General features: G+C 59.5%; 21 protein-coding genes and 1 riboswitch. All 21 genes read right to left on the reverse strand.

Annotation, left to right across the window (positions count from 1 at the left end; genetic code table 11):
• Nucleotides 1-4: 4 nt before the first annotated feature.
• The 21 genes from ACFFT4_RS07730 to ACFFT4_RS07830 all read right to left on the reverse strand — a co-directional run bounded on the left by ACFFT4_RS07730 (nt 5) and on the right by ACFFT4_RS07830 (nt 24,986).
• Complete coding sequence (locus tag ACFFT4_RS07730) at nt 5-874, reverse strand: carbohydrate ABC transporter permease (protein ID WP_378046474.1); 870 nt, start codon at nt 872-874, stop codon at nt 5-7.
• 101 nt (nt 875-975) lie between these two features.
• Nucleotides 976-2,352 carry an ABC transporter substrate-binding protein gene (locus ACFFT4_RS07735; protein WP_378046476.1) on the reverse strand — a complete coding sequence of 459 codons (1,377 nt, stop codon included), beginning with the start codon at nt 2,350-2,352 and terminating at the stop codon, nt 976-978.
• Nucleotides 2,353-2,568: 216 nt separating this feature from the next.
• Nucleotides 2,569-3,444, reverse strand: coding sequence for an AraC family transcriptional regulator (locus ACFFT4_RS07740; protein ID WP_378046478.1), 876 nt, complete (start codon nt 3,442-3,444; stop codon nt 2,569-2,571).
• Between the two features lie 501 nt (nt 3,445-3,945).
• Nucleotides 3,946-5,211, reverse strand: a complete 1,266-nt coding sequence (gene purD / locus ACFFT4_RS07745; protein ID WP_378046480.1) for a phosphoribosylamine--glycine ligase — start codon at nt 5,209-5,211, stop codon at nt 3,946-3,948.
• A gap of 1 nt (nt 5,212) precedes the next feature.
• Nucleotides 5,213-5,959, reverse strand: a complete 747-nt coding sequence (locus ACFFT4_RS07750) for an IMP cyclohydrolase (protein WP_378046481.1) — start codon at nt 5,957-5,959, stop codon at nt 5,213-5,215.
• A 28-nt stretch (nt 5,960-5,987) separates the two neighbouring features.
• Nucleotides 5,988-7,175: a phosphoribosylaminoimidazolecarboxamide formyltransferase gene (locus ACFFT4_RS07755; RefSeq protein WP_378046482.1), complete on the reverse strand. Its 1,188-nt coding sequence runs from the start codon at nt 7,173-7,175 to the stop codon at nt 5,988-5,990.
• A 42-nt stretch (nt 7,176-7,217) separates the two neighbouring features.
• Nucleotides 7,218-7,973, reverse strand: a complete 756-nt coding sequence (gene purN / locus ACFFT4_RS07760; protein ID WP_378046484.1) for a phosphoribosylglycinamide formyltransferase — start codon at nt 7,971-7,973, stop codon at nt 7,218-7,220.
• Nucleotides 7,970-9,016, reverse strand: a complete 1,047-nt coding sequence (gene purM / locus ACFFT4_RS07765) for a phosphoribosylformylglycinamidine cyclo-ligase (RefSeq protein ID WP_378046486.1) — start codon at nt 9,014-9,016, stop codon at nt 7,970-7,972. Before purM ends, purN begins: the two co-directional genes overlap by 4 nt.
• Nucleotides 9,017-9,594: 578 nt before the next feature.
• The gene (purF, locus tag ACFFT4_RS07770; RefSeq protein ID WP_378046488.1) at nt 9,595-11,091 is read right to left on the reverse strand and encodes an amidophosphoribosyltransferase; all 1,497 of its coding nucleotides are present in this window, start codon (nt 11,089-11,091) and stop codon (nt 9,595-9,597) included.
• On the reverse strand, nt 11,088-13,343 hold the full coding sequence (purL, locus tag ACFFT4_RS07775) for a phosphoribosylformylglycinamidine synthase subunit PurL (RefSeq protein WP_378046490.1): 2,256 nt from the start codon (nt 13,341-13,343) through the stop codon (nt 11,088-11,090). The genes purF and purL overlap by 4 nt, the downstream gene beginning before the upstream one ends.
• A complete protein-coding gene (gene purQ, locus ACFFT4_RS07780; protein ID WP_378046492.1) occupies nt 13,321-14,013 on the reverse strand; it encodes a phosphoribosylformylglycinamidine synthase subunit PurQ in 693 nt (230 codons plus the stop codon). The genes purL and purQ overlap by 23 nt, the downstream gene beginning before the upstream one ends.
• Before the next feature lie 7 nt (nt 14,014-14,020).
• Nucleotides 14,021-14,263 carry a phosphoribosylformylglycinamidine synthase subunit PurS gene (purS, locus tag ACFFT4_RS07785; RefSeq protein ID WP_372632430.1) on the reverse strand — a complete coding sequence of 81 codons (243 nt, stop codon included), beginning with the start codon at nt 14,261-14,263 and terminating at the stop codon, nt 14,021-14,023.
• 125 nt (nt 14,264-14,388) lie between these two features.
• Nucleotides 14,389-14,634: a hypothetical protein gene (locus ACFFT4_RS07790; protein ID WP_378046494.1), complete on the reverse strand. Its 246-nt coding sequence runs from the start codon at nt 14,632-14,634 to the stop codon at nt 14,389-14,391.
• Nucleotides 14,635-14,952: 318 nt separating this feature from the next.
• Nucleotides 14,953-15,834: a phosphoribosylaminoimidazolesuccinocarboxamide synthase gene (locus tag ACFFT4_RS07795; protein ID WP_378046495.1), complete on the reverse strand. Its 882-nt coding sequence runs from the start codon at nt 15,832-15,834 to the stop codon at nt 14,953-14,955.
• A 35-nt stretch (nt 15,835-15,869) separates the two neighbouring features.
• The gene (gene purB, locus ACFFT4_RS07800; protein ID WP_378046497.1) at nt 15,870-17,165 is read right to left on the reverse strand and encodes an adenylosuccinate lyase; all 1,296 of its coding nucleotides are present in this window, start codon (nt 17,163-17,165) and stop codon (nt 15,870-15,872) included.
• Between the two features lie 6 nt (nt 17,166-17,171).
• Nucleotides 17,172-18,494, reverse strand: a complete 1,323-nt coding sequence (gene purK, locus ACFFT4_RS07805; RefSeq protein WP_378046499.1) for a 5-(carboxyamino)imidazole ribonucleotide synthase — start codon at nt 18,492-18,494, stop codon at nt 17,172-17,174.
• A complete protein-coding gene (gene purE, locus ACFFT4_RS07810; RefSeq protein ID WP_378046501.1) occupies nt 18,491-18,979 on the reverse strand; it encodes a 5-(carboxyamino)imidazole ribonucleotide mutase in 489 nt (162 codons plus the stop codon). Before purE ends, purK begins: the two co-directional genes overlap by 4 nt.
• A 170-nt stretch (nt 18,980-19,149) precedes the next feature.
• Nucleotides 19,150-19,248: riboswitch (purine riboswitch) on the reverse strand.
• Nucleotides 19,249-19,399: 151 nt separating this feature from the next.
• Nucleotides 19,400-20,404, reverse strand: a complete 1,005-nt coding sequence (locus tag ACFFT4_RS07815; RefSeq protein ID WP_378046502.1) for a FecCD family ABC transporter permease — start codon at nt 20,402-20,404, stop codon at nt 19,400-19,402.
• Nucleotides 20,401-21,432, reverse strand: coding sequence for a FecCD family ABC transporter permease (locus ACFFT4_RS07820; RefSeq protein WP_378046504.1), 1,032 nt, complete (start codon nt 21,430-21,432; stop codon nt 20,401-20,403). Before ACFFT4_RS07820 ends, ACFFT4_RS07815 begins: the two co-directional genes overlap by 4 nt.
• Nucleotides 21,433-21,445: 13 nt before the next feature.
• The gene (locus ACFFT4_RS07825) at nt 21,446-23,419 is read right to left on the reverse strand and encodes an ABC transporter substrate-binding protein (RefSeq protein WP_378046506.1); all 1,974 of its coding nucleotides are present in this window, start codon (nt 23,417-23,419) and stop codon (nt 21,446-21,448) included.
• 217 nt (nt 23,420-23,636) lie between these two features.
• A complete protein-coding gene (locus tag ACFFT4_RS07830; RefSeq protein WP_378046508.1) occupies nt 23,637-24,986 on the reverse strand; it encodes an NCS2 family permease in 1,350 nt (449 codons plus the stop codon).
• Nucleotides 24,987-25,092 lie beyond the last annotated feature (106 nt).

The raw sequence follows: 25,092 nt of genomic DNA on the forward strand, positions 1-25,092 counted from the left end.
CCCCTTAATCGTAGTGCACCCAACGTCTGGACAACCAGAAATTCAGCAGCGTAATCGCCAGAATCAACAGACCGAGCGCCCAAGCCATAGCCGAAGCATAGCCCATGCTCATATAGCGGAACGCGTTCTGGAACAAATAGTAGACGATCGTCGTCGTCGAGTAATTCGGTCCGCCCTCCGTCATGATCTGGAAGCGCGGGAAGTCTTGCAGAGCCGTAATCGTCGAGGTAATCAAAATGTAGAGCGTCGTCGGCGAGATACACGGAATGGTAATCCGAACGAACCTCTGCCAACGGCTGGCCCCGTCGATCTCCGCCGCTTCGTGAAAACTTTTCGGAACGCCCTGCAGCGCGGCCAGGTACAGCACCATGTTGATGCCGAGTCCCGCCCATACGCCCTGAATGATCATCGCCGGCATCGCCCACGTCTCGCTGCTCAGCCACGCGGGGCCTTGAACGCCGATCAGCTCGAGCAAGTAGTTCAGCAGGCCGTAGCTGTCGTTGAAAATCCATTTCCACAGCAGCGTCAGCGCGATGACCGAGCTGATCGTCGGCAGGAAGAACATCGTGCGGAAAAAGCGGATGCCGCGCACCTTCTGATTAAGCGCCATCGCGATTCCGAGCGCCACGGCCATGCCGATCGGAATGCTCAACGCCGAATAGAACGTATTGAACAGGGTTTTCCAGAACAGCTCGTCGTCCATGGCGAGCTTGACGTAGTTCGCCGTTCCCGTAAAGACGGGCGCCTGATAGCCGCTATACTCCGTGAAGCTGACGTAGACGGAATAGCTCAGCGGGATGAACGCGAACAACAGAAAACCCAGAATCGGAGCGGAAATGAACAAGTAGGCCCATGCGTATTCCTTGCGCTTCATAATTCCCCTCCGTCGTTCGGGATCGGGCGGCGGAGCTCACTCGCGAAGCCCCTAAGCGTACAGGAGTCTCCCGATCAGTTCCCCCCCGCCCGTCATCCCCTTTACTTGAATACCGCCGGATTGCCTTCCTTGATCGCCGCGTCGATCTTCGGCTTCAGCTCGTTCAGGACGTCCGCGGCCGATTTTTTGCCGTCCCACATCGGGGCCAGCCCTTGGGACAGCATGTCGAACCATTTGGCGTTCGGCAGGTTTGTCCACGGGCCCGGCACTTGATTTTCCGCCGCTTTGATGAATACCTCCGCATGCTCGGGCTTCTGACCCGGCTGCAGGAAGACGTCCGTGGCAGCCATCGATTTGAAGCTCGGAATCGCGAAGCCCATCAAGGACTGCTCCTTCTGGCCTTCCGGTCCGCCCAAGTATTCCACCAGCTTGTAGGCGGCTTCGAGATGCTTCGTCTTGCCGTAGATGCCGATCCCGACCGACCCGCTCCAGCCCGCCCACTTGTTGACCGGCAGCGGCGCAACGTCCCAATCGAAGCCGAGCTTGCGGAACTCGGGCACCATCCAGCGACCGGTAATCATCATCGCCAGCCTGCCCGTCTGGAACATCTGGCTGTCGTTCATGTCCTTCAGAGCCGCCGCGTTCGGCACGACTTTATGCACGTTCGCCAGATCCGCCGCGAACTGCAATGCCGAGACCGCCGCCTCGCCGTTGCCGACGAATTCCCGCCGGTCGTCGGTGAGGAACGCGCCGCCGTTGCCGAATACGAAGCCTTCCCACCAGATCGGTCCCATGCCGTATTGCTTGACTTTGCCGTTCTCTTCGACCGTCAGCTTCTTCGCCGTATCCAGCAGCTGCTCGAAGGTCATCGGCGTATCGGCGCTCGGGAACGGCACGTTCATCTTGGTGAAAAGATCCTTGTTGTAATACAGGACGGTCGGACCGATATCCTTGGGCAACGCGTAGAGCGGACCTTGCCCGTTCACCGCCCCGTCGTAACGGTATCTCAAGAGGCCGGACTCCCACATGTCCCCCGTATCGAGCGAGCTGGCGTCGACGAACTCCTGGATCGGATGAAGCAAGCCCTGGCTCACCCAACGGCCGAAATCGCCGTCCGGGACGTAGAATACGTCGGGCGCATCCCCTCCGGCCAAAATCGTGTTCATCTTGCCGACGTAGTCTGCCGGAATGTGCAGGTACTCTACCTTGATCGTCGAATTTTTCTGCTCGAAGTCCTTAATCAGCTTCGTGAACACTTCCTTCTCCGACGGATCGCCCCAGCCCGCGAACTTGATCTTGACCGTCTCTCCCGCCGGAGTCTGGCTTCCGGAAGCGCTGCTCTCCGCCGCGTTTTTCCCCGTGCCGTCCGGACTCGCGGAGGACTCCTTTCCGCTGTTTCCGCCGCAAGCGGTCAGCCCCGCGAGCAGCGTCAACGACGCCGTAACGGCAAGCAAGCTTTTACCCTTTCCGAGTCTCATCTTCTAGACACTCCCTTTTGTGTTGGATCTGCCTTCACCTTTAATTATAGGGGCGCGTCAGGGACGAACAATTGTGAAAACGCTTTATCTGATTCGCAAAAAGGAGCGTAACCTCAGCGATTTCGTCGGTCGAAAACGCTTTGCGTGCGGCGAGTTCGGGCGATTGGTGGATGGGTGGATGGGCGGATTGGCGCACGCTAACGGCCTCGCGGACCATTAACGGGGCGAGTTCGGCGGGGGGGCGGACGTTAACGGTTTGGCAGACTGCTGATTTTGTTTTCGCCATTCGAGCGGAGTAACACCGACCGATTTGACGAACTGCTCGTAAAAACGGCTGGAGCTCGTAAAACCAACCTCCGACGAAATGAACTCAATCGCTTTGCTTGTCTGGCTCAGCAGTCTCTTGGCTTCCTCAATCCGCAGGTTGATGACGTACTGCTTGGGGGAGACGCCTACCGCTTCCGAAAACTTTTTACGAAGAATGCTCTCCGACAAGTAATGGCGAGTGGCGATATCGTGAATCGTGATCGGCGTATTGTAGTTCCTGTGTATCTCCTTCAGCACCTCTTGCACGATGCGCTTGTCCCCGTGCGCCTCGGTGTCGGGGGTGACGGTTGCGTTACGATGGAACAGCAGCAGCACCGTTTCGAAAGCGATCCTCATCAGATCGTAGGAATAGTCGCCTCGTTCCTCGGAGTGCCACTCCCTCTCCAACCGGATCAGGCTCATCTCCGCCCACTGGCTGTCCCCTTCGTCCAGATGTGCGCTCCATAGACGATGCGGCTTCTGGTAAGCGCTCAGAAACAAGTATTGGCAGAAAGCCGGAACTTTGGCATAGAGAAAATGCACGGACAGCCCCGTCCACGGCTCGGTACAGACGAAACCATGATGCAGGCCGGAAGGAATCAGGATCAGATCTCCCGCCGATACTTTAATATTTTGTTCGTAAGAGCTGTAATAGCCTCCCCCGCCCAAAATCAAAGTCAACTCGTCGTATTCGTGCGAATGGGACATGAACAGGCCTTCTCCTTGCTCGGCCTGAAAAGTATGAGGCTTAAACCGTTCGATGCTCGTAATGAAGCCTTTGGCCATACGAATATTCGCCCTTCCCTTTTTCGTCTTGGCAACCTAAGGAACCGTGGGTCGAATTCGTGGTGTGCTCTTATATTACCATTTCCCACGCGAAGGGAGCCATAGTTCGGACCGCCCCTGAGAAAGTCTCATTATTCCGCGGGATTGGGGGAATCCTACAAGGTAACCTGTCGCTCCCCGAGCGGCGGCGGACAATTTTTCACACGGGAGATGTGTAGCCATGGAAAGCTTCGTTCGGTGGGTGTCATCCCACGTCTTGACCGTACTGCTCATCCTCGGCGTCATTTACGCGGTCGGCTTCGTATTGACTCATCGCAGATCGCTGTTTTACAAGGAATAAGCCCCCGGCCGGTCCGCCCGCTTGTGCAAGCTTTCCGAGCCGGAGGCTCAAGTTGGTTATGTGTCGTGACCTGGGCCGCGGAGATGCCTGTTCATCTCGTCCGTGCGCTATACGAGCGCTTTGACCACAATGCCTGCGTGTCGCGCGTCTCGCACAGTTCTTTACACGAGCGCCTTGGCCGCAATGTCCATGCGATTTTGCTTGCCTTCGAATGTGATGCCGGCCGCCGCCGCGTACGCGTTGGCCCGCGCCTCGGCGATGCCCGCGCCGCGTCCGACGACGCCGAGCACGCGCCCGCCGTTCGTCACGACCCGTCCGTCCTTCAGCGCCGTTCCCGCATGGAAGACAAGCGCTCCCGGAACGGTTACGCTGTCCAGTCCGTCGATCGGAAAGCCTTTCGGGTACGAGCCCGGATAACCGCCCGAAGCAAGCACGACGCAGACCGCCGCCTCGTCGCTCCAGCGAATGTCGATGTCCGCCAGCGTACCGTCGATCGAAGCCAGGAAAATGTCCAGCAGATCCGTCTCCAGCCGAGGCAGAACGACCTGCGTCTCCGGGTCGCCGAAACGGGCGTTGAACTCGATCGTTTTCGGACCGTCCTTCGTCATCATCAGGCCCGCGAACAGAACGCCGCGGAACGGACGTCCTTCCGACACCATCGCGCGCGCCGTCGGCTTGATAATGTTTTCGATCGCGTCCTCGATAATCGCTTGGTCGATGTGCGGAAGCGGGGAATACGTGCCCATGCCGCCGGTATTCGGTCCTTTGTCGTCGTCGAAAACCTGCTTATGGTCCTGCGCAGGCGACATCGCCCGCACCGTCTCTCCGTCCACGAATGCGAGAATGGACATTTCCTGGCCTTCGAGGAACTCCTCGATGACGATTTTGTCGCCGGCCGCGCCGAACGACTTGCTCACCATCGTCTCCTCCAGCGCCTTGTCCGCTTCCTCGCGCGTAAAGCATACCGTTACGCCCTTGCCCGCGGCCAGCCCGTCCGCCTTGATGACGATCGGCACAGGCTGCTGAGCCAGATAGGCTTTAGCCGACTCGTAGTCGGTGAACGTCTCGTATTTTGCAGTCGGAATGTCGTACTTGCGCAGCAGATTTTTCATGAAAATTTTGCTGCCTTCGATTTCCGCCGCGTTTTTGCGGGGACCGTACACCGGAATCGCGGCCGCCTCGAACTCGTCCACGATGCCCGCCGCCAGCGGATCGTCCGGACCGACGACGACCAAGTCGATCGCCTGCTCTTTGGCAAAGCCGACGAGACGGTCGAACTCCAACTCTCCGATGTCCACGTTCTCCGCCAGTTCGGCGATTCCGGCGTTGCCCGGAGCGCAGAAGATTTTCTCGACTCTAGAGCTCTTCTTCAGCGCCCAGACGATCGCATGCTCGCGTCCGCCGCGTCCGATAACCAGAATGCGCACCTTAAACCCCTCCTTCGGAATCCTTGTTGACGACCTTCAAGGAGACTTCGCCGTCGGAGATGCGGATCGTTTTCACGAGCAAGGAGATTTTGTTGTCGTCGTTGAGCAGATTCCAGTAGAACTGCGCCGTCTCCTGTTCGTCGTCGAACAACGGGGCAAGCTGAGGCTCCCCGGCGAAAGAAGGCAGCGGGTTGCCGTCTCCTACATACGTCGAGATGAAGTGTCCGTAGCCCGCGATCGCTTTTTCATAGTGGAAAAATTGACGCTTCGTCTGGGATTCGTCGTTCTCGTTCGACTTGAGGATCGACAGCTTGTAGGCATTCATCTTGTCGTTCAGGTCAACGATGCCCGAGATGCGGGGCGTAAAATTCGGCGGGTCCGGCTCGTAGGTGCGCTGCGCCAGCGCGTCCTCGAAGCTGCCGCCGCTCTTCAGCGCTTCCCAGATCGTGTCGGTCTGATCGCCGTTGGTGACAATGTGCGCGCCGCCTTCATGACGAAGCGGATAATAGATAATGAGCGAAGGATCGGACAGCTTGGCCGGATCGCGCGCTTCCGTGCGCAGGAAACCGTTCTCCTCCGGCACGAAAATCCGATTGCGGCTGTTCTCGCTCCTGCCCATGATCCAGTACACCTGCACGAACCGCGAAGCGTCCGGCGTAAGGCCGATCACGATTCCGCGGCCCGGATAAGCGTTCGTCTTCAGCTGCTGGACGGTGCGATCCGCCAGCTCCTGCCATTTTGCGGACATGGTTGCCGCCCCTTTCCTCTTTGTGTCTTTAGTGATGGAACAGGCGTACGCCGGAATAGACCATAACCATGTTATAGTCATTGGCGGCTTGCACCACTTCTTCGTCGCGAAGCGACTTGCCGGCCTGGATGACGTATTTCACGCCGCTGCGGCTGGCCCGGTCGAGATTGTCGCGGAACGGAAGGAATGCGTCGGAGCCGTAGGAGACGCCCTGCAGGCCGTTCAGCCATTCGCGTTTCTCTTCACGCGTCAGACGGGCCGGCACGACCTCGAAGCAGCTTTCCCATGCGGCTTGCTCGATCGGCGTAACTTCGTCCTCGAGCCACAGGTCGATGGCGTTGTTCTGCTCGGCGCGCGCCAAGCCTTCGCGGAACTTCATGTTCAGCGCGGCCGGGTGCTGCCGGAGATACCAACGATCCGCCTTGTCGCCGGCTAGACGCGTGCAGTGGATACGGGACTGCTGGCCGGCGCCGATGCCGATCGTCTGGCCGTCCAGCGTATAGCAGATGGAGTTGGACTGCGTATATTTGAGCGTGATGAGCGCCACAAGCATATCGCGCTTGGCGCTGTCCGGGATCTCTTTATTCGCGGTAATCACATTCGCAAGATCGAATACGGAAGCGTCCGGCACGGCGCCGTTGCGCTCCTGCTGAAGCTTAAGACCGAACAACGTGCGAGTCTCGACCGGTTCCGGCACATAATCCGGATCGATCTGCAGAATCAGGTACTTGCCGCCTTTCTTCTGCTTCAAAATATCGAGCGCCTCGGGCGTATACCCCGGCGCCACCACCAGATCGGACACCTCGCGCTTGAGCAGCGTTGCCGTAGACGCGTCCACGACATCGCTCAGCGCGGCCGCGTCTCCGAAGGAGGACATGCGGTCGGCTCCGCGCGCGCGCGCGTAAGCGGTCGCCAGCTGCGACAGCCCCTCCGCTTCAACGAAATAAGCCTTCGCCAGCTCGGGGGACAGCGGCGAATAGACGGCCGCGCCCGCGGGGCTGACATGCTTAAAGGATGCAGCAGCCGGAAGCCCGGTCGCTTGGCGAAGCTCGCGCACGAGTTGGAACGCGTTCAGCGCGTCGAGCAGATTGATAAAGCCCGGGTCCCCGTTCAGCACGGTCAGCGGCAGCGGCTTGCCGTCTGCGCTGAACAGCTTCGCTTCTTTCTGATGCGGGTTCATACCGTAGCGTAAAGCAATTTCGCGGATCTCGCTCATAAATAATTTTCGTCCTTTCCTGTTTCGGCTCGTTGTCCGGCGTTAATCGCCAGGACGGATAGTCACTTTCCGATCGTTCAACGTCACGCGGCCTTCCGCGATCCAGCGGACGGTCCGCGGCAGCAGCTCATGCTCGACCGCATGCACGCGTTCGGCCAGCGTATCTTCCGTATCGTCGTCCCGGACCTCGATGGCTTGCTGCGCGATAATCGGTCCGGAATCCATGCCTCCGTCCACGAAGTGCACGGTCACCCCTGCCAGCTTGACGCCGTACTCCAACGCCTGACGAATCGCTCGCACTCCGGGAAAAGCCGGCAGCAGAGCCGGATGGATATTGATCATCCGCCCGTAATAAGGCTCGACCAGCGTCGCGGTAATCAGCCTCATATAGCCGGCCAACACAATCAGCTCCACGCCTTCCTCGTGGAGGCGTCCGACGATTTCCTCTTCGTAGGCTTCCCTCGACGCGTACGCTTTCGGATCGAACAGGAAGGCGGGCACGCCGAGCGCTTCCGCCCGCTGCACGACTCTCGCCGCCGGCTTGTCGCACACAAGCAGCGACACCGTCGCAGGGATTGCCTGCTCCCGAATCGCCTCGACAAGCGCCTGAAAATTGCTCCCGCTCCCGGACGCGAACACCGCGATTTTCAGCGGCTTTTGGCTGGACGGCTGCGTCGATTGCGCCGTTATCTCCCCCGGAGCTGACGGCTGTTGAGCTGAATTCGACAGAGTTGTCGGCGATGGCTGCGAACTCGCCGGTTTCGCCTTGTCCGCCGCCGAGTCGCGACCAGCCGTCATGGCAGCTCCGCGCCTTCGAACGTCACAACCTTGGAGCCTTCTGTCACCGTACCGATGCGATAGGCTTGCTCGCCGTTTGCCTTGGCGATTTCAAGCGCTTGAGCGGCTTGAGCCTCCGGCACGACCAGCACCATGCCGATGCCCATGTTAAACGTCGTGTACATGTCGCGGTCCGTGATGCTTCCGGCTTGCTGCAGCAGGCTGAAAATCGGGAGCACCGGCCACGAGCCGCGATTGATGTCAACGTTCACGCCTTCCGGCAGCACGCGCGGAATATTCTCAATGAAGCCGCCGCCCGTAATGTGGGCCATCCCCTTAACGGAGACCGATTCGAGCAGCTTCAGAATTTGCTTAACGTAAATGCGCGTAGGCTCGATCAATACATCGCCCAGAGTGCGACCTTCGAGCTCGGCGGGCTTGTCCGTAAGGGAGTAGCCTTTTTGCTCCAGCAGCAGACGGCGAACGAGCGAGAAGCCGTTCGAGTGGATGCCGCTCGAAGCAAAGCCGATAACCGCGTCTCCGACTTTGATCGTCGAGCCGTCAATTGCTTTCGGACGATCGACGATACCGACCGTGAAGCCCGCGATGTCGTACTCGCCTTCGGAGTACATGCCCGGCATCTCGGCCGTCTCCCCGCCGATCAGGGCGCATCCCGCCTGTTCGCAGCCGTCGGCGATGCCTTTGACGATCGCTTCGATTTTCTCGGGAATGACTTTATCGCAAGCAAGATAGTCGAGGAAAAACAGCGGCTCCGCGCCGGTCACGATAACGTCGTTCACGCACATCGCCACCGCGTCGATACCGATCGTATCGTGCTTGTCCATCGCGAACGCCAGCTTCAGCTTCGTGCCGACGCCGTCCGTACCGCTGACCAGCACCGGCTCCTCATACTTATCCTTGTTCAAGCCGAACAAGCCGCCAAACCCGCCAAGGCCGGTAAGCACTTCCGGACGAAACGTCCTCTTGACGTGCTTCTTCATCCGTTCGACCGCTTCGTTGCCGGCCGCGATATCGACTCCGGCCTGTTTGTACGCCTCGGACAATGATTTCAGCTCCCTTTATTCATGTAAACTCGTTTGATGCGCCTTCACCGACGGAACATATAAGCTCGCGGGGCGGGCTTACTCTATCTGTGACGCCGATCGATGGGGGCATTAAGCTCACAGCACGGGCTTATTCCATCTCCGCCACCATCGACGGGACGGATAAGCTCGTGGCGTGAGCTTATTTCAGCTGTCTCGCCATCGACTGGACGCATAAGCTCGCAGCACGGGCTTATTCCATCTGCACCGCCATCGATGGAGCACATAAGCTCGCAGCACGGGCTTATTCCACCCATACCGCCGCCAACGGGACACATAAGCTCTTCAGACAAGCTTATTCCACCCGCAACGCCATCGACGGAACACATAGGCTCCCACCACGGGCTTATTCCACCCGCACCGCCATCGACGGAACACATAAGCTCCCACCACGGGCTTATTCCACCCACAACGCCACCAACAGGACGCATAAGCTCCCACCAGGGGCTTATTCCACCCGCAACGCCATCGACGGAGCCCATAAGCTCGCGGTGCGAGCTTATTCCACCAGCCCCGCCCTCAAGCCCCCCAGCCGCCTCTCAGTCGCAGCTGCAAGAAGTCAGCTTAGCATCCTCAAAACGGACCGGAGTCGGGTAGTCGTTGTTAAAGCAAGCCATGCACAACCCGTTGTTGTACTCGTTCGAGTAAATGCCTACGGCGTCGCGCAGCCCCTTCTCCGTCAGAAAATACAGCGAATCCGCGTTGATGGCCCGGCGAATCTCCTCCACCGATTTGCTGGAGGCGATCAAGTCGCCCGGGTTCGGCGTATCGATGCCGTAGTAGCACGGGTTCATAAACGGCGGAGAAGTAATCCGCACATGAACCTCCAGCGCCCCGGCCTCGCGCAGCATGTTGACGATCCGCAGCGAGGTCGTGCCCCGCACGATCGAGTCGTCGATCATGACGACGCGCTTGCCTTCGACGACTTTGCGAACGGCGGACAGCTTCATCTTGACGCCCTTCTCGCGCAGCTCCTGCGAAGGCTGGATGAACGTCCGTCCGGTATACTTGTTTTTGATCAGGCCCAGCTCGTAAGGAATGCCCGTCTGCTCCGCGTACCCGATCGCCGCCGAAATGCTCGAATCCGGCACCCCGGTCACGATATCCGCGTCGACGAACGATTCCTGCGCCAGAATCTGGCCCATCCGTTTCCGCGCCGAGTGCAGGTTCGCTCCGTAGATGTCGCTGTCCGGACGCGCAAAGTAGATGTACTCCATCGAGCACATCGCCCGGCGCTGCATCGGAGCGAACCGCTCCTCCCGCAAGCCGCCGCGATCCAGCACAAGCAGCTCTCCCGGCTGAACGTCGCGAACGAACTCGGCGCCGATCGTCTCCAGCGCGCACGACTCCGATGCGAAAATATAAGCCTCGCCCAGCCGCCCCATTACCATGGGACGAAGACCGTGCGGATCGCACGCCGCGATCAGGCAGTCCTTCGTCTGAATCAGGAACGCGAAGCCCCCGATCAGCCGCAGGAAAGCATCCTTGACCGCCTCGACCAACTCCTTGGAAGAACGAGCGATCAAGTGCGCAATAACCTCCGTGTCGCTCGTCGTCTGGAAAATCGAACCCGACTCCTCCAGCTCCTTACGGATGATCGGCTCGTTGACCAGATTCCCGTTCGTACAGACGGCCAGATCGCCGCCGCGATACTTAAACACGAGAGGCTGCGCGTTCCCCAGCTGGCTGGAGCCGGAAGTGGAATAGCGCACATGACCGATCGCCTGGCTCCCCTTCAGCGAATCGAGCCGGTCGCGGTCGAACACTTCCTTGACCAGGCCCATTCCCCGATGGTAATGGAAGGCGCCGTCTTCCGACGTGCAGATGCCGCAGCTTTCCTCGCCGCGATGCTGCAGCGCATGCAGACCGTAATAGGAGAGATTGGCCGCGTCGGGATGACCGAACACCCCGAACACGCCGCACTCCTCCCGCACCTTATCGAAAATGGATTCCTTGCTGCTGTTGCCCTCGTTGTAATAATCCCCGGTCCAGAGCCGCGTCACTTCTGTCCCCCCGTTCGCAACGCTAGATGTCATGCGTTCTTACCGCTCATGTGGTTCGGAATCGCCTGCGACCATGCCGCGCGCAGTTCCGCTACGGAAGCGTCGATCGCATCGTGACCGCCAACGCTTACCTTCAACCGATCGCCGCCAACCGTTCCCAGACGCTTAAGAGGCACGCCCGCTTTCGTCACTTGAAGCGCGAATTTCATCTCCACCTCCGGCTTAACCGTCAGCAGAATCCGCGACTGCGACTCGCTGAACAGCGCCAGGTCCGGACGAAGATTCGTCTCGAACACAACATCAGCCCCCAAGCCGCGACCGAAGCCCGCTTCCGCAAGCGCCGCCGCCAGACCGCCCTCGGACAAGTCGTGCGCCGAAGCGACCAGGCCGTCCTGAATAGCCGCCAGCACCGTCTGCTGCAGCAGCTTCTCGACCGCCAAATCCAGCTCCGGAGGACGGCCTTCCGTTACGCCGTGAACGGCGTATTGGAACTCGCTGCCGCCGATCTCCGCCTTAGTCTCGCCGAGCAGGAAGATCACGTCGCCTTCCGCCTTGAACTCTTGCGTCGTAATATGGTCGACGTCATGCACAAGACCGACCATGCCGACAACCGGCGTCGGATAGATCGCTCCGCGTGTATTTTCGTTGTACAACGACACGTTGCCGCCGATTACCGGCGTATCCAGCACGCGGCAAGCCTCGGCCATGCCGTCGACCGCCTTCTCCATCTGCCAGAACACTTCCGGCTTCTCCGGGCTGCCGAAGTTCAGGTTGTCCGTAATCGCCAGCGGCTCCGCGCCCGAGCAAACGATATTCCGGCCCGCCTCGGCCACCGCAATCCGTCCGCCGACTTCGGGATCGAGATACACGTAACGTCCGTTGCAGTCCGTCGTCATCGCCAAGCCTTTGCGCGTACCGCGAATCGTCACGACCGCCGCGTCCGAGCCCGGACGAACCGCCGTTTCCGTGCGCACCATGTAATCGTATTGGTTGTAGACCCACTCTTTGCTGGCCAGGGACGGCGAACCGAGCACCTTAAGCAGCGCCGAGTTCAAATCCAGCACTTGCTCGTAACGATTCGTGTCTACCGAGCCGTTCTTCAGGTAGTAATCCGGAACAGCCGATGGTTTCTCATATACCGGACAGTCGTCCACGAGCGCCTTGACCGGCATGTCGCCGACCAACTCGCCTTTGTGGAACAGCTTCAACCGGCCGTCGTCGGACACTTTGCCCACCTTCGCGCAGTGCAAGCCCCAACGTGCAAAAATCGCCTTAGCCTGCTCCTCGTGCTGGGGCTCGCAGACGAACAGCATCCGCTCCTGCGACTCGGACAGCATCATTTCGTACGCCGTCATGCCTTCCTCGCGCTGCGGCACTTCGTCCAGGTACAGCTCCATGCCGTTGCCCGCCTTGCTCGCCATCTCCGCGCTGGAGCAAGTGAGTCCCGCCGCGCCCATATCCTGAATGCCCAGCACGATGCCGGAGTCGATCAACTCAAGCGTCGCTTCCATGACCAGCTTTTCCATGAACGGATCGCCGACCTGCACCGCTGAACGCTTCGCCTCGGATTCCGCCGTCAAATCCTCGGATGCAAAAGTCGCCCCGTGAATGCCGTCGCGTCCCGTTGCCGGTCCGACGTAGAATACCGGGTTGCCGATGCCTTTGGCTACGCCGCGCTGGATTTTATCGTGATCGATCAGCCCGACACACATGGCGTTAACGAGCGGATTACCTTCGTACGCTTCGTCGAACATCACCTCGCCCGCAACCGTCGGGATCCCGATACAGTTGCCGTAGCCCGCGATGCCGCTGACGACGTGTTCGAACAGGTAACGCACGCGCTCGTTCTCCAGTCGGCCGAACCGCAGCGAGTTCAGCAGCGCAACCGGACGAGCCCCCATCGAGAAAATATCGCGAATAATGCCGCCCACGCCCGTCGCCGCGCCCTGATAAGGCTCTACCGCGGAAGGGTGGTTGTGGGATTCGATTTTGAACACGACCGCCTGGTTGTCGCCAATATCGACGATGCCCGCGCCTTCGCCCGGCCCCATCAGCACGCGCGGTCCCGAGGTCGGGAATCTGCGCAGCAGCGGCTTGGAGTTTTTGTACGCGCAGTGCTCCGACCACATGACGCTGAACACGCCGATCTCCGTATAGTTCGGCTTGCGTCCCATAAAATCGCAGATCAGCTCGTACTCCTTGTCCGAAACGCCGAATTGCTTGTAGATTTTCTGCTCCGCGATCTGTTCGACCGTAGGTTCCTTAGCGGATACTTGCTGCGCCATTGCGTTCCCTCCAAGCGTTTAATACTGACGTAAACATCCGCGCGCCGTCGGCGGAGCCGAGAAGCTCTTTCACCGCGCGCTCCGGGTGGGGCATCATGCCCACGACGTTGCCCGCTTCGTTGCACACGCCCGCGATATTGTCCACGGAGCCGTTCGGGTTGTCGCCCGCATAGCGGAACACGATCTGCTTGTTCGCCTTCAGCGCCGCCAGCGTCGCATCGTCCACAAAATAGCTGCCTTCGCCGTGCGCGATCGGAATCGTAATGACCTCGCCCTGCTTATAGTCGTTCGTGAAGCCGGTCGCAGCGTTCTCGACGCTCAGCTCGACCTGGTGGCAGCGGAATTTGAGCGAATTGTTGCGAATGAGCGCGCCCGGCAGCAAGCCCGCTTCCGTGAGAATCTGGAACCCGTTGCAGATGCCGAGAATGAACTTGCCTTGCTCGGCCGCTTTTTTCACCTCGGCCATGACCGGAGCGAATTGCGCGATGGCGCCGCAGCGCAGATAGTCCCCGTAGGAGAAGCCGCCCGGCACGAGAATCGCGTCATACGCGGACAGATCAGTCGCCGTGTGGAACACGTAATCGACCGCTTGGCCGACCGTGTCTTCTACCGCTTTGTAACAGTCGATATCGCAGTTGGACCCCGGAAAAACAAGAACAGCGAATTTCATGAGCGCCTCAGCCCTCCAATTCGAAACGATAGTCTTCGACAACCGTGTTCGCCAGCAGCTTCTCGCACATCACCTTGAGTTGTTCCTCCGCTTGCGCGCGATCGTTCGTGTCCAGATCCAATTCGAGGTATTTGCCGATTCTCACCTTGCCGACTTCATTGAATCCGAGCGTATGCAGCGCGCCCTGCACCGCGTTCCCTTGCGGGTCGAGCACGTTCTGCTTGATCGTCACGTAAACCTTTGCTTTCATGGGGAGGTTCCTCCTGATAATAAGTTGGTGGATGGTTCATCTATAAGGACGTTTATCTGGTGAAAAGTAAATCCTGCTGCTCATGCGATACGTCCGATCCATTGAGGGATACGTTGTGCTTGTACCTACTTCTGCGAAATAGGGGTCCGTCGGACCGTTATTCTCGCTCGCGGACCGCTTCCGCCTCCGTTAACGGCCTGACGGACCGTTATTCCCGCTCGCTGGCCGCTTTCGCCTCCGTTAACGGTCTGACGGACCGTTATTCTCGCCCGCGAGCCTCTTCCGCCTCCGTTAACGGTCTGACCGACCGTTATTCCCACTCGCGAGCCTCTTGCGCCTCCGTTAACGGTCTGACGGACCGTTATTCCCACTCGCTGGCCTCTTCCGCCTCCGTTAACGGTCTGACGGACCGTTATTCCCGCTCGCTGGCCGCTTTCGCCTCCGTTAACGGTCTGACGGACCGTTATTCCCGCTCGCTGGCCGCTTTCGCCTCCGTTAACGGTCTGGCGGACCGTTATTCCCGCTCGCGGGCCTCTTCCGCCTCCGTTAACGGTCTGGCGGACCGTTATTCCCGCTCGCGGGCCTCTTCCGCCTCCGTTAACGGCCTGACGGACCGTTATTCCCGCTCGCGGGCCGCTTCCGCCTCCGTTAACGGTCTGACGGATCGTTACTCGCTCCTCGCGAGTCGACTACTCCGTCAGCCTGCGGGCGATGTCGCGATAGCGGGCCGTCGTCGCCGCGACGACTTCGGCGGGCAGCGATGGCGGCGGGCTGTTCTTGTCCCAATCCGATTCGGCCAGGTAGGCGCGCACCGGCTCCTTGTCCATGCTGTCGATCTCGACGTCGAGCTTGTAGTTCTCCTCCGCCCAGAAGCGCGAGGAGTCCGGCGTGAACAGCTCGTCGATGAGGATGATCTCCCCGTCGATCAGGCCGAACTCGAACTTGCAGTCGGCGAGGATAATGCCCCGTTTGGCGCAATAGTCGCGTCCGAACTCGTACAGCTTCAGGCTGCGCTCGCGAAGCGCCTCCGCCAGCTCCGCGCCGACGCGGCGGGCCATCTCCTCGAACGGGATGTCCTCGTCGTGACCGACGTCGTTTTTGCCGGCGGGCGTGAAGATCGGCTGCTCCAGCTTGGCGTTTTTGCGCAGGCCCTGAGCCAGCGGGATACCGTTCACCTCGCCGCTCGACTGATACTGCCGCCAGCCGCCGCCCGTAATGTAGCCGCGCACGACGCACTCGATGTCGACGCGCTTTGCCTTGCGGCAGACCATAATGCGTCCGGCCAGCTTCTCCGGATCCTTCAGGACATCGCCCAGCAGCGCTGCGTCCGTATGCACGACATGATTCTCCTGCAAGCCTGCGGTCTGTTCGAACCAGTATGCGCTCAGCCCGTTCAGGACGCTGCCTTTTCCGGGAACCGGGGGGTCCAGCACATAATCGAACGCCGAGATGCGATCCGTTACTACAATTAATAGGTGCTCGCCGAGATCGTACAGCTCCCGGACCTTGCCCTTGTGAATGAGCGGGGCGTTCACGAGCCCTTCGGCCGTAGCCAAAGCTTGAGTCGTCATTGCTGCCTCCTAGCGGCGCCCGCAAGCGCGCGTATTTAGTTCAACCCCAACCGGTCGAAAATCGTATCCACATGCTTCAGATGCCACGTCGGATCGAAGCATTCGGCGATCTCCTCCGCGGACAGCACGTCGGTAATCTCCTTCGTCGATTCCACGATGTCGCGGAAATCGCGCTGCTCCTCCCACGCCTGCATCGCGCGCGGCTGCACGGTGTCGTACGCCTGCTCGCGGGCGAAGCCCTTGTCGATCAGCTTCGTCATGACGCGTCCGGAGAACGGAACGTTATAAGTGCGGGACATATTGCGCTTCATATTTTCCGGGAATACGGTCAGGTTCTTCACGATGTTGCCGAAACGGTTCAGCATGTAGTTGAGCAGCATCGTCGCGTCCGGCAAAATGACGCGCTCCGCCGAGGAGTGCGAGATGTCGCGCTCATGCCACAGCGGCACGTTCTCGTAGGCGGTCAGCATGTGGCCGCGAATGACGCGGGACAAACCGCTCATGTTCTCGCAGCCGATCGGGTTGCGCTTGTGCGGCATCGCCGACGAGCCCTTCTGCCCTTTGCCGAACGGTTCCTCCACTTCGCGGAACTCGCTCTTCTGCAGGCCGCGGATTTCCGTCGCGAACTTGTCGATCGACGTGGCGATCAGCGCCAGCGTCGCCATATATTCCGCGTGGCGGTCGCGCTGCAGCGTCTGGGTCGAGATCGGCGCCGCCTTGATGCCGAGCTTGTCGCAGACGAACTGCTCGACGAACGGATCGATGTTGGCGTACGTGCCGACCGCGCCGGACATTTTGCCGAATTCGACGCCCGCGGCCGCATGCTCGAACCGCTCCAGGTTGCGCTTCATCTCTTCGTGCCACAGCGCCAGCTTCAGTCCGAACGTCGTCGGCTCCGCATGAACGCCGTGCGTACGGCCCATCATCGGCGTCTTCTTATATTTAATCGCCTGATCGCGAAGGATCGCGATGAAGTTCTCGATGTCCTTCCGCAAAATCACGTTCGCCTGGCGAAGCAGATACCCCATCGCCGTATCGACGACGTCCGTCGATGTGAGGCCGTAGTGCACCCATTTGCGTTCAGCTCCGAGGCTTTCGGATACGGCGCGGGTAAAGGCGATGACGTCGTGGCGGGTTTCCAGCTCAATCTCGTAAATGCGGTCGATATCGAACTTCGCGTTCCGGCGCAGCGCCGCCGTGTCTTCATGCGGAATGTGTCCCAGCTCGGCCCACGCCTCGCAGGCGCACAATTCTACCTCCAACCAGGCTTGGAACTTGTTCTGTTCGGTCCAGATCGCCCGCATCTCGGGACGGCTATAACGTTCTAACATGTGTAATTAAACCCTCCATATATTCGATTGGGCGATCCATTCCAGCGCCGCCTCCACATTCGGGGCGAGCACGTTCAGGTGACCCATCTTGCGCTTATGTTTCGCTTCCGCCTTGCCGTACAGATGAACCTTGACCTCGACGCCCAGCTTCTCGGCAACCGCATCCTTCTCGCCCATCCAGGTCAAGAGCGGCTTCATATGCTCCCCGAGAATGTTCGCCATCACGACCGGCGTCAGCAGCGACGGATCGCCGAGCGGCAGATCGCAGATCGCGCGAACGTGCTGCTCGAACTGCGACGTCCGGCACGCTTCTATCGTATAATGTCCGGAATTGTGCGGCCTTGGCGCCAGCTCGTTGACGTACAACTCGCCGTCCGCCGTCAGGAACATCTCGACGGCGATCAGTCCGACGACGCCAAGCGTCTCGGCGATTGACACGGCCAGCTTCTCCGCCTCGGAACGCACTTGCTCCGAAATGCGCGCCGGAACGATCGATAGATGCAATATATTATGAACGTGGATGTTTTCCGTGGGCGGGAACGTCTTCACTTCTCCCGAAGGGCTTCTCGCCGCGATCACGGAAATTTCCTTGTCGAATACGATAAACTTCTCCAGCACGAGCTGCGTACCGCTCCGCTCCGCCTCTTCCCAAGCCGGAGCCAACTCGTCCTCGCTCCGCAGCACCCACTGGCCTTTGCCGTCGTAGCCGCCGGTCGCCGTCTTCAGCACCGCCGGAAGCCCCAGCCTCGCGGCCGCTTCCCGCAAGCCGTCCAGGCTCTCGATCTCGGCGTAAGGCGCCACCTGCGCCCCCGCCGCTTCGACCGCCCGCTTCTCGCGCAGCCGATGCTGCGTCGTATACAGCAGCTTGCTGCCCTGCGGCACGTACGATTCGCGCTCGAGCATCTCCGCCACGCCGGCGTCCACGTTCTCGAACTCGTACGTGATGACGTCGGAGCGCTGCGCCAGCTCCCTGGCCGCCTCGCGGTCGTCGTAGGCCGCCACGATCTGCGCCGCCGTCTGCCCGCTAGGGCTGTCCGGCGTCGGATCGAGCGTCACGAACCGATAGCCGAGACGGCTGCCGGCGTGCGCCAGCATGCGGCCAAGCTGCCCGCCGCCGAGCACGCCGATCGTTGCGCCGGGCAGAATCTGCCGCTTGGACGCCTTCCGGCTCCCGGACGCCGCTTCGGCCGCTTGCCCGTCACCCGCTCCGTCCGAAGCGGAGGCTTCCTCGCTCGCCTGGCCCGGGACGGCGCAGCCAAACTCGTCGCACGCCATGCCCTCTCCGTCAAACAGATTCACGAGCTTGTTCACGTTATCCCCTCCGCTCATGAAGGCAGCTCCGCGTTATCCAGCACGTCGCTCGTAATGCGCTCGCGCCTTGCGGCCACGCGGGCCTGCACTTCTGAATCGAAAGCGCCGACGATCTGCGCCGCGAGCAGGCCCGCGTTCGTCGCGCCGGCCGCGCCGATGGCCACCGTCGCCACCGGAATGCCTCCCGGCATCTGCACGATGGAGAGCAACGAGTCCAGCCCGTTCAACGCTTTCGATTGAACGGGCACTCCGATAACGGGCAGGACGGTTTTGGCCGCGACCATACCCGGCAGATGAGCGGCGCCGCCGGCGCCGGCGATAATGACCTTCAGGCCGCGGGAGACCGCGGTTTCCGCATATTCGAACATCAAGTCCGGCGTCCGATGCGCGGAGACGACTTTTTTCTCGTAAGGAATGTTCAGCTCCTCAAGAATCTCGCACGCTTTCTTCATCGTTTCCCAATCCGACGTGCTGCCCATGATGACGCCGACAAGTGACGACATGATTCCACCCTTCCCCGGTTGCGTTCTGTTCTTTTCCTGAAATGAAAAAAAGATCGACGGGAATACCCTCAGTATTCCCCAATCGACCTTCGTTCTCTACTTCTTCCGCAACAGCGCGTAACGACGACAAGACAAAGCCCGAACCCCGTTTGGTCCGCGCTTCTATTCCATGCCGCCTGCGATTGCCGCGTAGTCCGGAAATTTAGGTTTCCGGGTAGAGACGTTCGGGCCGATTCCCGACCTATACGCGCATGGCGCCTTGCCAAACTTTCGACAAAGTCCTTTCGCTTCTTGACGCTTCTAAGTGTACCCCAGAGCAGGGGGGACTGTCAAACAAAGACGAACGCTTTCATTGAGAATTATTATTAATGTTCGTGTTTTGCTCAAAACGTTTGCGGCAATCGGACCGCAACAGACGATTTATTTTATTCGGGTCAGCAAATATAAAAAATATGGCGCGCTGATCAGCGTAATGACGATTCCTGTCGGAATGCCGACAATGGCGATCGAGGAGCGGACCAGCGTATCCGCGGCCAGCACGAGCAGCGCTCCCGCCAGCGACGAGGCCGGCAGAAGCCAGGCATGGTTGCCCCCGCACAGCCGGCGCGCAATGTGCGGAGCGATCAGTCCGACGAAGAAGAAGCTGCCGCCGAACGCCACGCTGACCGAGGACAGAGCGACCGCGGCCAGCGCCAGAGAGACGAACTGGTAACGGATGCGCACGCCCAATCCTTTGGCCAGCAATTGACCGAGCGCGAACAGATCCAGAATCCGATACCGACTGTACAGATACAGCCAGATGCCTGCGACCAGAGGCAGCATGATGCCGATGTAGTTCCAGTCGTCCCCCCACAGACTGCCCGCGTTCCAGCGCTGGGCGAATTCCATCTGATTGTCGTCCAGCTTCAAAGTGATCATCAGCGTCAACGCTCCGTAGCCGGTGCCTACGGCTACCCCGGTCAGAATCAGCCCGGTGGGAGACACTTCGGCATGACGGCGGTAGGCCAGCAGGAAGATCAGAATGGCCGAGGTGATGCCGCCGACGAAAGCCAGGATGGGAAGCAGATAACGGTTCGGAAGCGCCGTGATCTGCAGCCCGGCGATGACCAGCATGACGAACAGTCCGGCTCCGGCGCTGATTCCGAGCGTGCCGGGGCTGGCCATGTCATTGCGAAGCAGGGTTTGCAGAACGACTCCGGCTCCGCCCATTCCGAAGCCGACAAGGGCGGCCAGCACGATGCGGGGCATGCGGAATTGGTAGACGATCGTTTCGTTGCGCTCGCTGGCCGCTCCGAGGAAAACCTCCACGATCTCTCCGAGTTTCAGGCTCATCTTGCCGGTATTCAGGCTGACGAGCACGAGCAGGAACAACAGGACGGAGAATGCCAACGTAACGCTCCACCCGCGAGCTTGCTTCACCTTCATTGCTTTTCCCTCCTGATCTTGCGGGCGATATATAGGAAGCACGGCACGCCGATGACGGCGAAAATGATGCCGAGCGGCGTCTCCTGCGGACGATTGTACAGCCGCCCGAACAGATCCGCCAGAACGAGGAACCCGGCTCCGTACAGCGCGGACATCGGAATGATATAGCGGTAATCGGCCCCGATCAAGAAGCGCGCCAGATGCGGAATGATCAGGCCGACGAAGCCGATCGGCCCAACGATGACGACGGCCAATCCGGTCAGCAGCAGGACGGCCAGCGTGGCGATCAAGCGGATGCGCCGCGCCTGCAGGCCGAGCCCGGAAGCGACGTCGTCTCCCATGCTGAGCAAAGTAACGGAACGGGAGATGGCGAGAGCCGTCCCGATTCCGATCACGAACAAAGGCATCGCGACGGCCAGCTCGATCCAACTGATGCTGGCGGTGGAACCGGACGTCCAATGAATCATTGCCTTGCCGATCCGGTATTCGATCGCGATCGCGGACGTCAGCGCCCCGAACAGCATGGAGATCGACAGTCCAGCCAGCACCAGCCGCTGCGGCGTCATGCCGCGTCCTCCGGCGGAGGCGAACAGGTAAGTCAAGGACGTTGCCAACGCGGCTCCGATGCACGAGAACATCATCTGCGTGAGATATGGTCCCCCGGGCAAAAAAGCGAGGCTTATGGCGATGCCGCATGACGCTCCCGAGCTGATGCCCATCAATCCCGAATCCGCCAGAGGATTGCGGGTCGTTCCTTGCATCACCGCCCCGCATACCGCCAGGCTGGCTCCGACTACGATTCCCGCCAACGTTCGCGGAAGCCGAAGCGCCCGAATCACCTGATGCTCGCTGATGTCGGGGTTAAAGCCGAATACGGCGCTCCATGCGGTAGCCAGGTTCATATCGGCTGCCCCGAACGACACGGAAGCGGCTGCGGCAGCCAACAGCATAAGCGCGCCTGCCGTCATGTACAAAGGGAAAAGCCGGCCGCCTTGCGAGCGTCCGGCCGAATGCTGCGACTGCGTCATAGGCTGTTCCCCATCAGCGCCCGGCCGCTTCGAGCAGGCGGGTCGTAATGAAATCCAGCTGCGCGTTCATGGAGAGGATGTCGTTGAACCAGAACATGCCGCTGCTGGTCTGGATCAACCGACCTTCCTTGACCGCGGCCAGACTTTCCCAGACGGGATTGCCTTCCAAATTAACGACCAGTTCATCGGAGAAAATAAAATCCCCTTGGTATTCCGCCACAACCTCCATCGACAGCACCAATAATCGCGGATCGTCCGGATGATCGATAATTTCTTCCTGAACGCGCTGCGGCGCCTTCATGCCCAAATAACTGTACAGCAGTTCTCCGCCTCGCCCGTATTTGTTGCCGAACACAGTCACGGCGCCGGCTTCCTTCCATTCGAACAACGATACGGTATTCTCCAGCAGACCGGCCTGCTCCAGCTTGGCTTTGCTGTCGGCCACTTTCTCCTTGAATTGCTTCACCAGTTCCTCGGCCTTGTCCTTGCGGTTGACCAGATCGCCCAGCAGCTGCAATCTCTGCAGCGACTCCATGCTGTACAAATCGGAAATGATGACCGTCGGCGCGATCAGCTTCAGCTTCTCGTACTCTTCCGCATTGGCGTAGATAATCAAATCCGGCTCCAACGCCATGACGGCTTCCAAATCCAAATCCCATGGAATGCCGATCGAAGTGTCACCCATCTCCTCTTCGAATACGGCGTCGTCGTTAAAGGAGGTGCCGACCGGTTTGATGCCCAGCGCCATCAAGTCCCCTTGAACGAACGGCACGATAATGCGCTTGGGATCGAGCGGAATTTCGACTTCCCCCATCTCGGTGTTCACCGTGCGCGTAGCGTTGGCGGCGGGTGTTTCGGAAGCCGCGGCGGACGGACTATGGGAAGCGCCGGCTGCCGTCGGGCTGGCCTGGGCGGCGTTATCGGCGCTGCCGGCATTGTTCGCGGATCCGCAGGCGGACGAGACGAGCATAAAACTGACGGCGGCGGTAAGCAGCATCTTGTGTTGCAGTTTTTTCAGCATGATGGTTTCCCCTCTGTTATGAAAATGATTCTCATTATCGAATCTAGTAACAGTATAGGGGGCTTGGTCCGTTTGCTCCATGAAGAAATCGTGCATGCCGTTTGTGGATTTCTTCCTAAGCTGCTCCGCGGTCATGCCGAAGCGGCTCCTGATCAGGCGGCTAAGATAAAATTCGTCGCAGATGCCGGTAGCGTGAGCGACCTCCTTCAGGCTGACCGGATACAATTGCAAGTACTGCCTGGCCGCCTGCAAGCGCACCTCCTTCAAATACTCCTGCGGTCCCGCGCCGCACCGCTGCTTGAATAACCGGTTCAACTGGCTGGCGCTGATCCCGAGCGCTTCGGCAAGTCCCTGCACGGTCAGAGGCAAATCATAATTTTGCTCCATGTAGGATTGGGTCATTCGAACATAGTCCGGCGGCAGCGCCGCCAAACGGTCCTGCTCCAGATCAAGGCCGATTTCTCTAACGAGTTGATAAAATCCGGTCAAGGCGTGCAGCTTGCGGCGGGCGTGAGGCCGCTGCCAGCGGTCGTGCATGCTGCTGCAGCAACGGATGTAGTACAGCGGATTGGCCACGTTAATGGCGCAGGGCCGCTGCAGCGGCTTATAACCCTCGAACGGGCGATTTTCCGGAAGGCAGGCCGAATTCAGCGTAGCCTTGTACAGGATCAGATAGAAGTCCAGCCATCCTTCCATCGGCTCAATCGTCAGGGGCACACCTTTGGGAGCATGGAGCACGGCAAAACGTTCCATTAAATAAGCGTCATGACCCAGAGATACAGAGCACGGACCGTTCAATGCGACGATCAGGGCATGCGCCGGAAGCGAGTAATCTCGAATGGCGTCACCCGGCTCTATGAGACGATGGCGAATATCCAGAACGGCGATCGAGGCGTTCTCCCATACCGTCAGAGCGGCCTCCCATTCGTCGGGCGTCCAGGGCTGCGCCGCGCTTAATCCGATCATCGTATCCCGCCCCCTCTGGCCGACGGTCCGCGAGCCGGAAGCTTCTTCATATTAAACCCTCCACCAATTGATAATGATTCTCAATAATTCCATTGTACCATATGCGACGAGCCGAGTCCTTTTTCTGCGCATATGAAAACCCCGCCCCACCTCCGACGATTCGGAAGTGAAGCGGGGTTGATTGATGCCATGAGCCCGCGAAGGCTCATAAACGCGATTATTCTCCGCCTACGAATACGTAGCGCGCGATAACGATGACGAACAGCACCCACATGAGCCAATGGATTTTGTGCTTTTTGTCGCCGGCCAGGTTCGTGACGAACGCCAGCAGTACATAAGAAACGATGCCGAACGAAATCCCGTTGGCGATGTTGTACGTGAACGGCATAATCGTGATCGTCAGGAACGCCGGAATGCCGATGACCAGATCCGTGAAGTCGATTTCCTTGACCGATTGCACCATGAGCACGCCGACGATGATCAGAGCCGCGCTCGTCGCCGGTCCCGGGATCAACAGCGCCAGCGGCAGCAGGAACAGCGCGAGCAGGAAGCAGGCGCCCGTCGTAATCGCGGTCAGGCCGGAGCGTCCGCCTTCGGCGATGCCCGCGGAGCTTTCCACGTAAGCCGTAACCGTGCTTGTGCCGAGCATTGCGCCGCCGCTGACCGCGAGCGAGTCCACGAACATCGCTTTGCCGACTTTTTTGTTGCCTTCTTCTTTATTTTTGAAAAATCCGGCTCTGTTGGCCGTACCGACCAATGTGCCGAACGTATCGAACAATTCAACGAAAGTAAAGGTAGCAATCGCCGTCAGCAAGCCCGTCGTGAACAGATCGGCAAAATCCATATGCCAGAAGTTCAGCTCGCCGAAGTTCGGCGCCCAGCTTGCTTCCTTCAACGTATTAAAGTTAACGAGATCCACTGCCGGAATCGCGCCGAGCAGCGTGATGATCAGCATACCGATCAGGATCGCGCCCTTAACGCGCAGCACCATCAGCAGGGCGATAATACCCAAGCCGACAATGGTCAGCCATACCGAAGGGTCCTTCAAATGCCCCATCGTCAGCAGCGTGCTGCCGTCCTCGAACGTAATGATCGACATCAGGCCGCTGTTTTTCATGCCTACGATGGCAATAAACAAACCGATACCGACCGTAATCGCATGCTTCAGCGCATCCGGAATGGCCACGACCAGAATCTGCCGCACCTGCGTCACCGTAAGAATGAAGAAAATAATACCCGAAATGAATACGGCCGCCAAACCCATCTCCGCCGTAATCTCGTGGCCGGTCGCCTTGGAGGTAATGACCGTGGTCGCAAAGAAAGCGTTCAGGCCCATCCCCGGAGCGAGCGCAACCGGAAAGTTAACGAACAAGCCCATTGCGATCGTGAAAATACCGGCCGCCAGCGCGGTAGCCAGGAACACGGACTCGAAAGACAGCCCCGCCCCCGATAAAATGCCTGGGTTAACGACTAGAATGTAAGCCATCGTCATGAAGGTCGTAATTCCTGCCATGATCTCCGTGCGTACGTTCGTTCCCAGTTCCTTCAGCTTAAAGAAACTTTCCATGTCTCCATAAACTCTCCCTTCAACATTTGAATGAATTGGAACCCAAGCCAAACATAAAAAACCCAGAAGACTTCTCTTCTAGGTTCCGCACAACCGGGAAAAGTAT

This window comes from Cohnella cellulosilytica, from assembly GCF_042431195.1.
Lineage (GTDB): Bacteria > Bacillota > Bacilli > Paenibacillales > Paenibacillaceae > Cohnella > Cohnella cellulosilytica.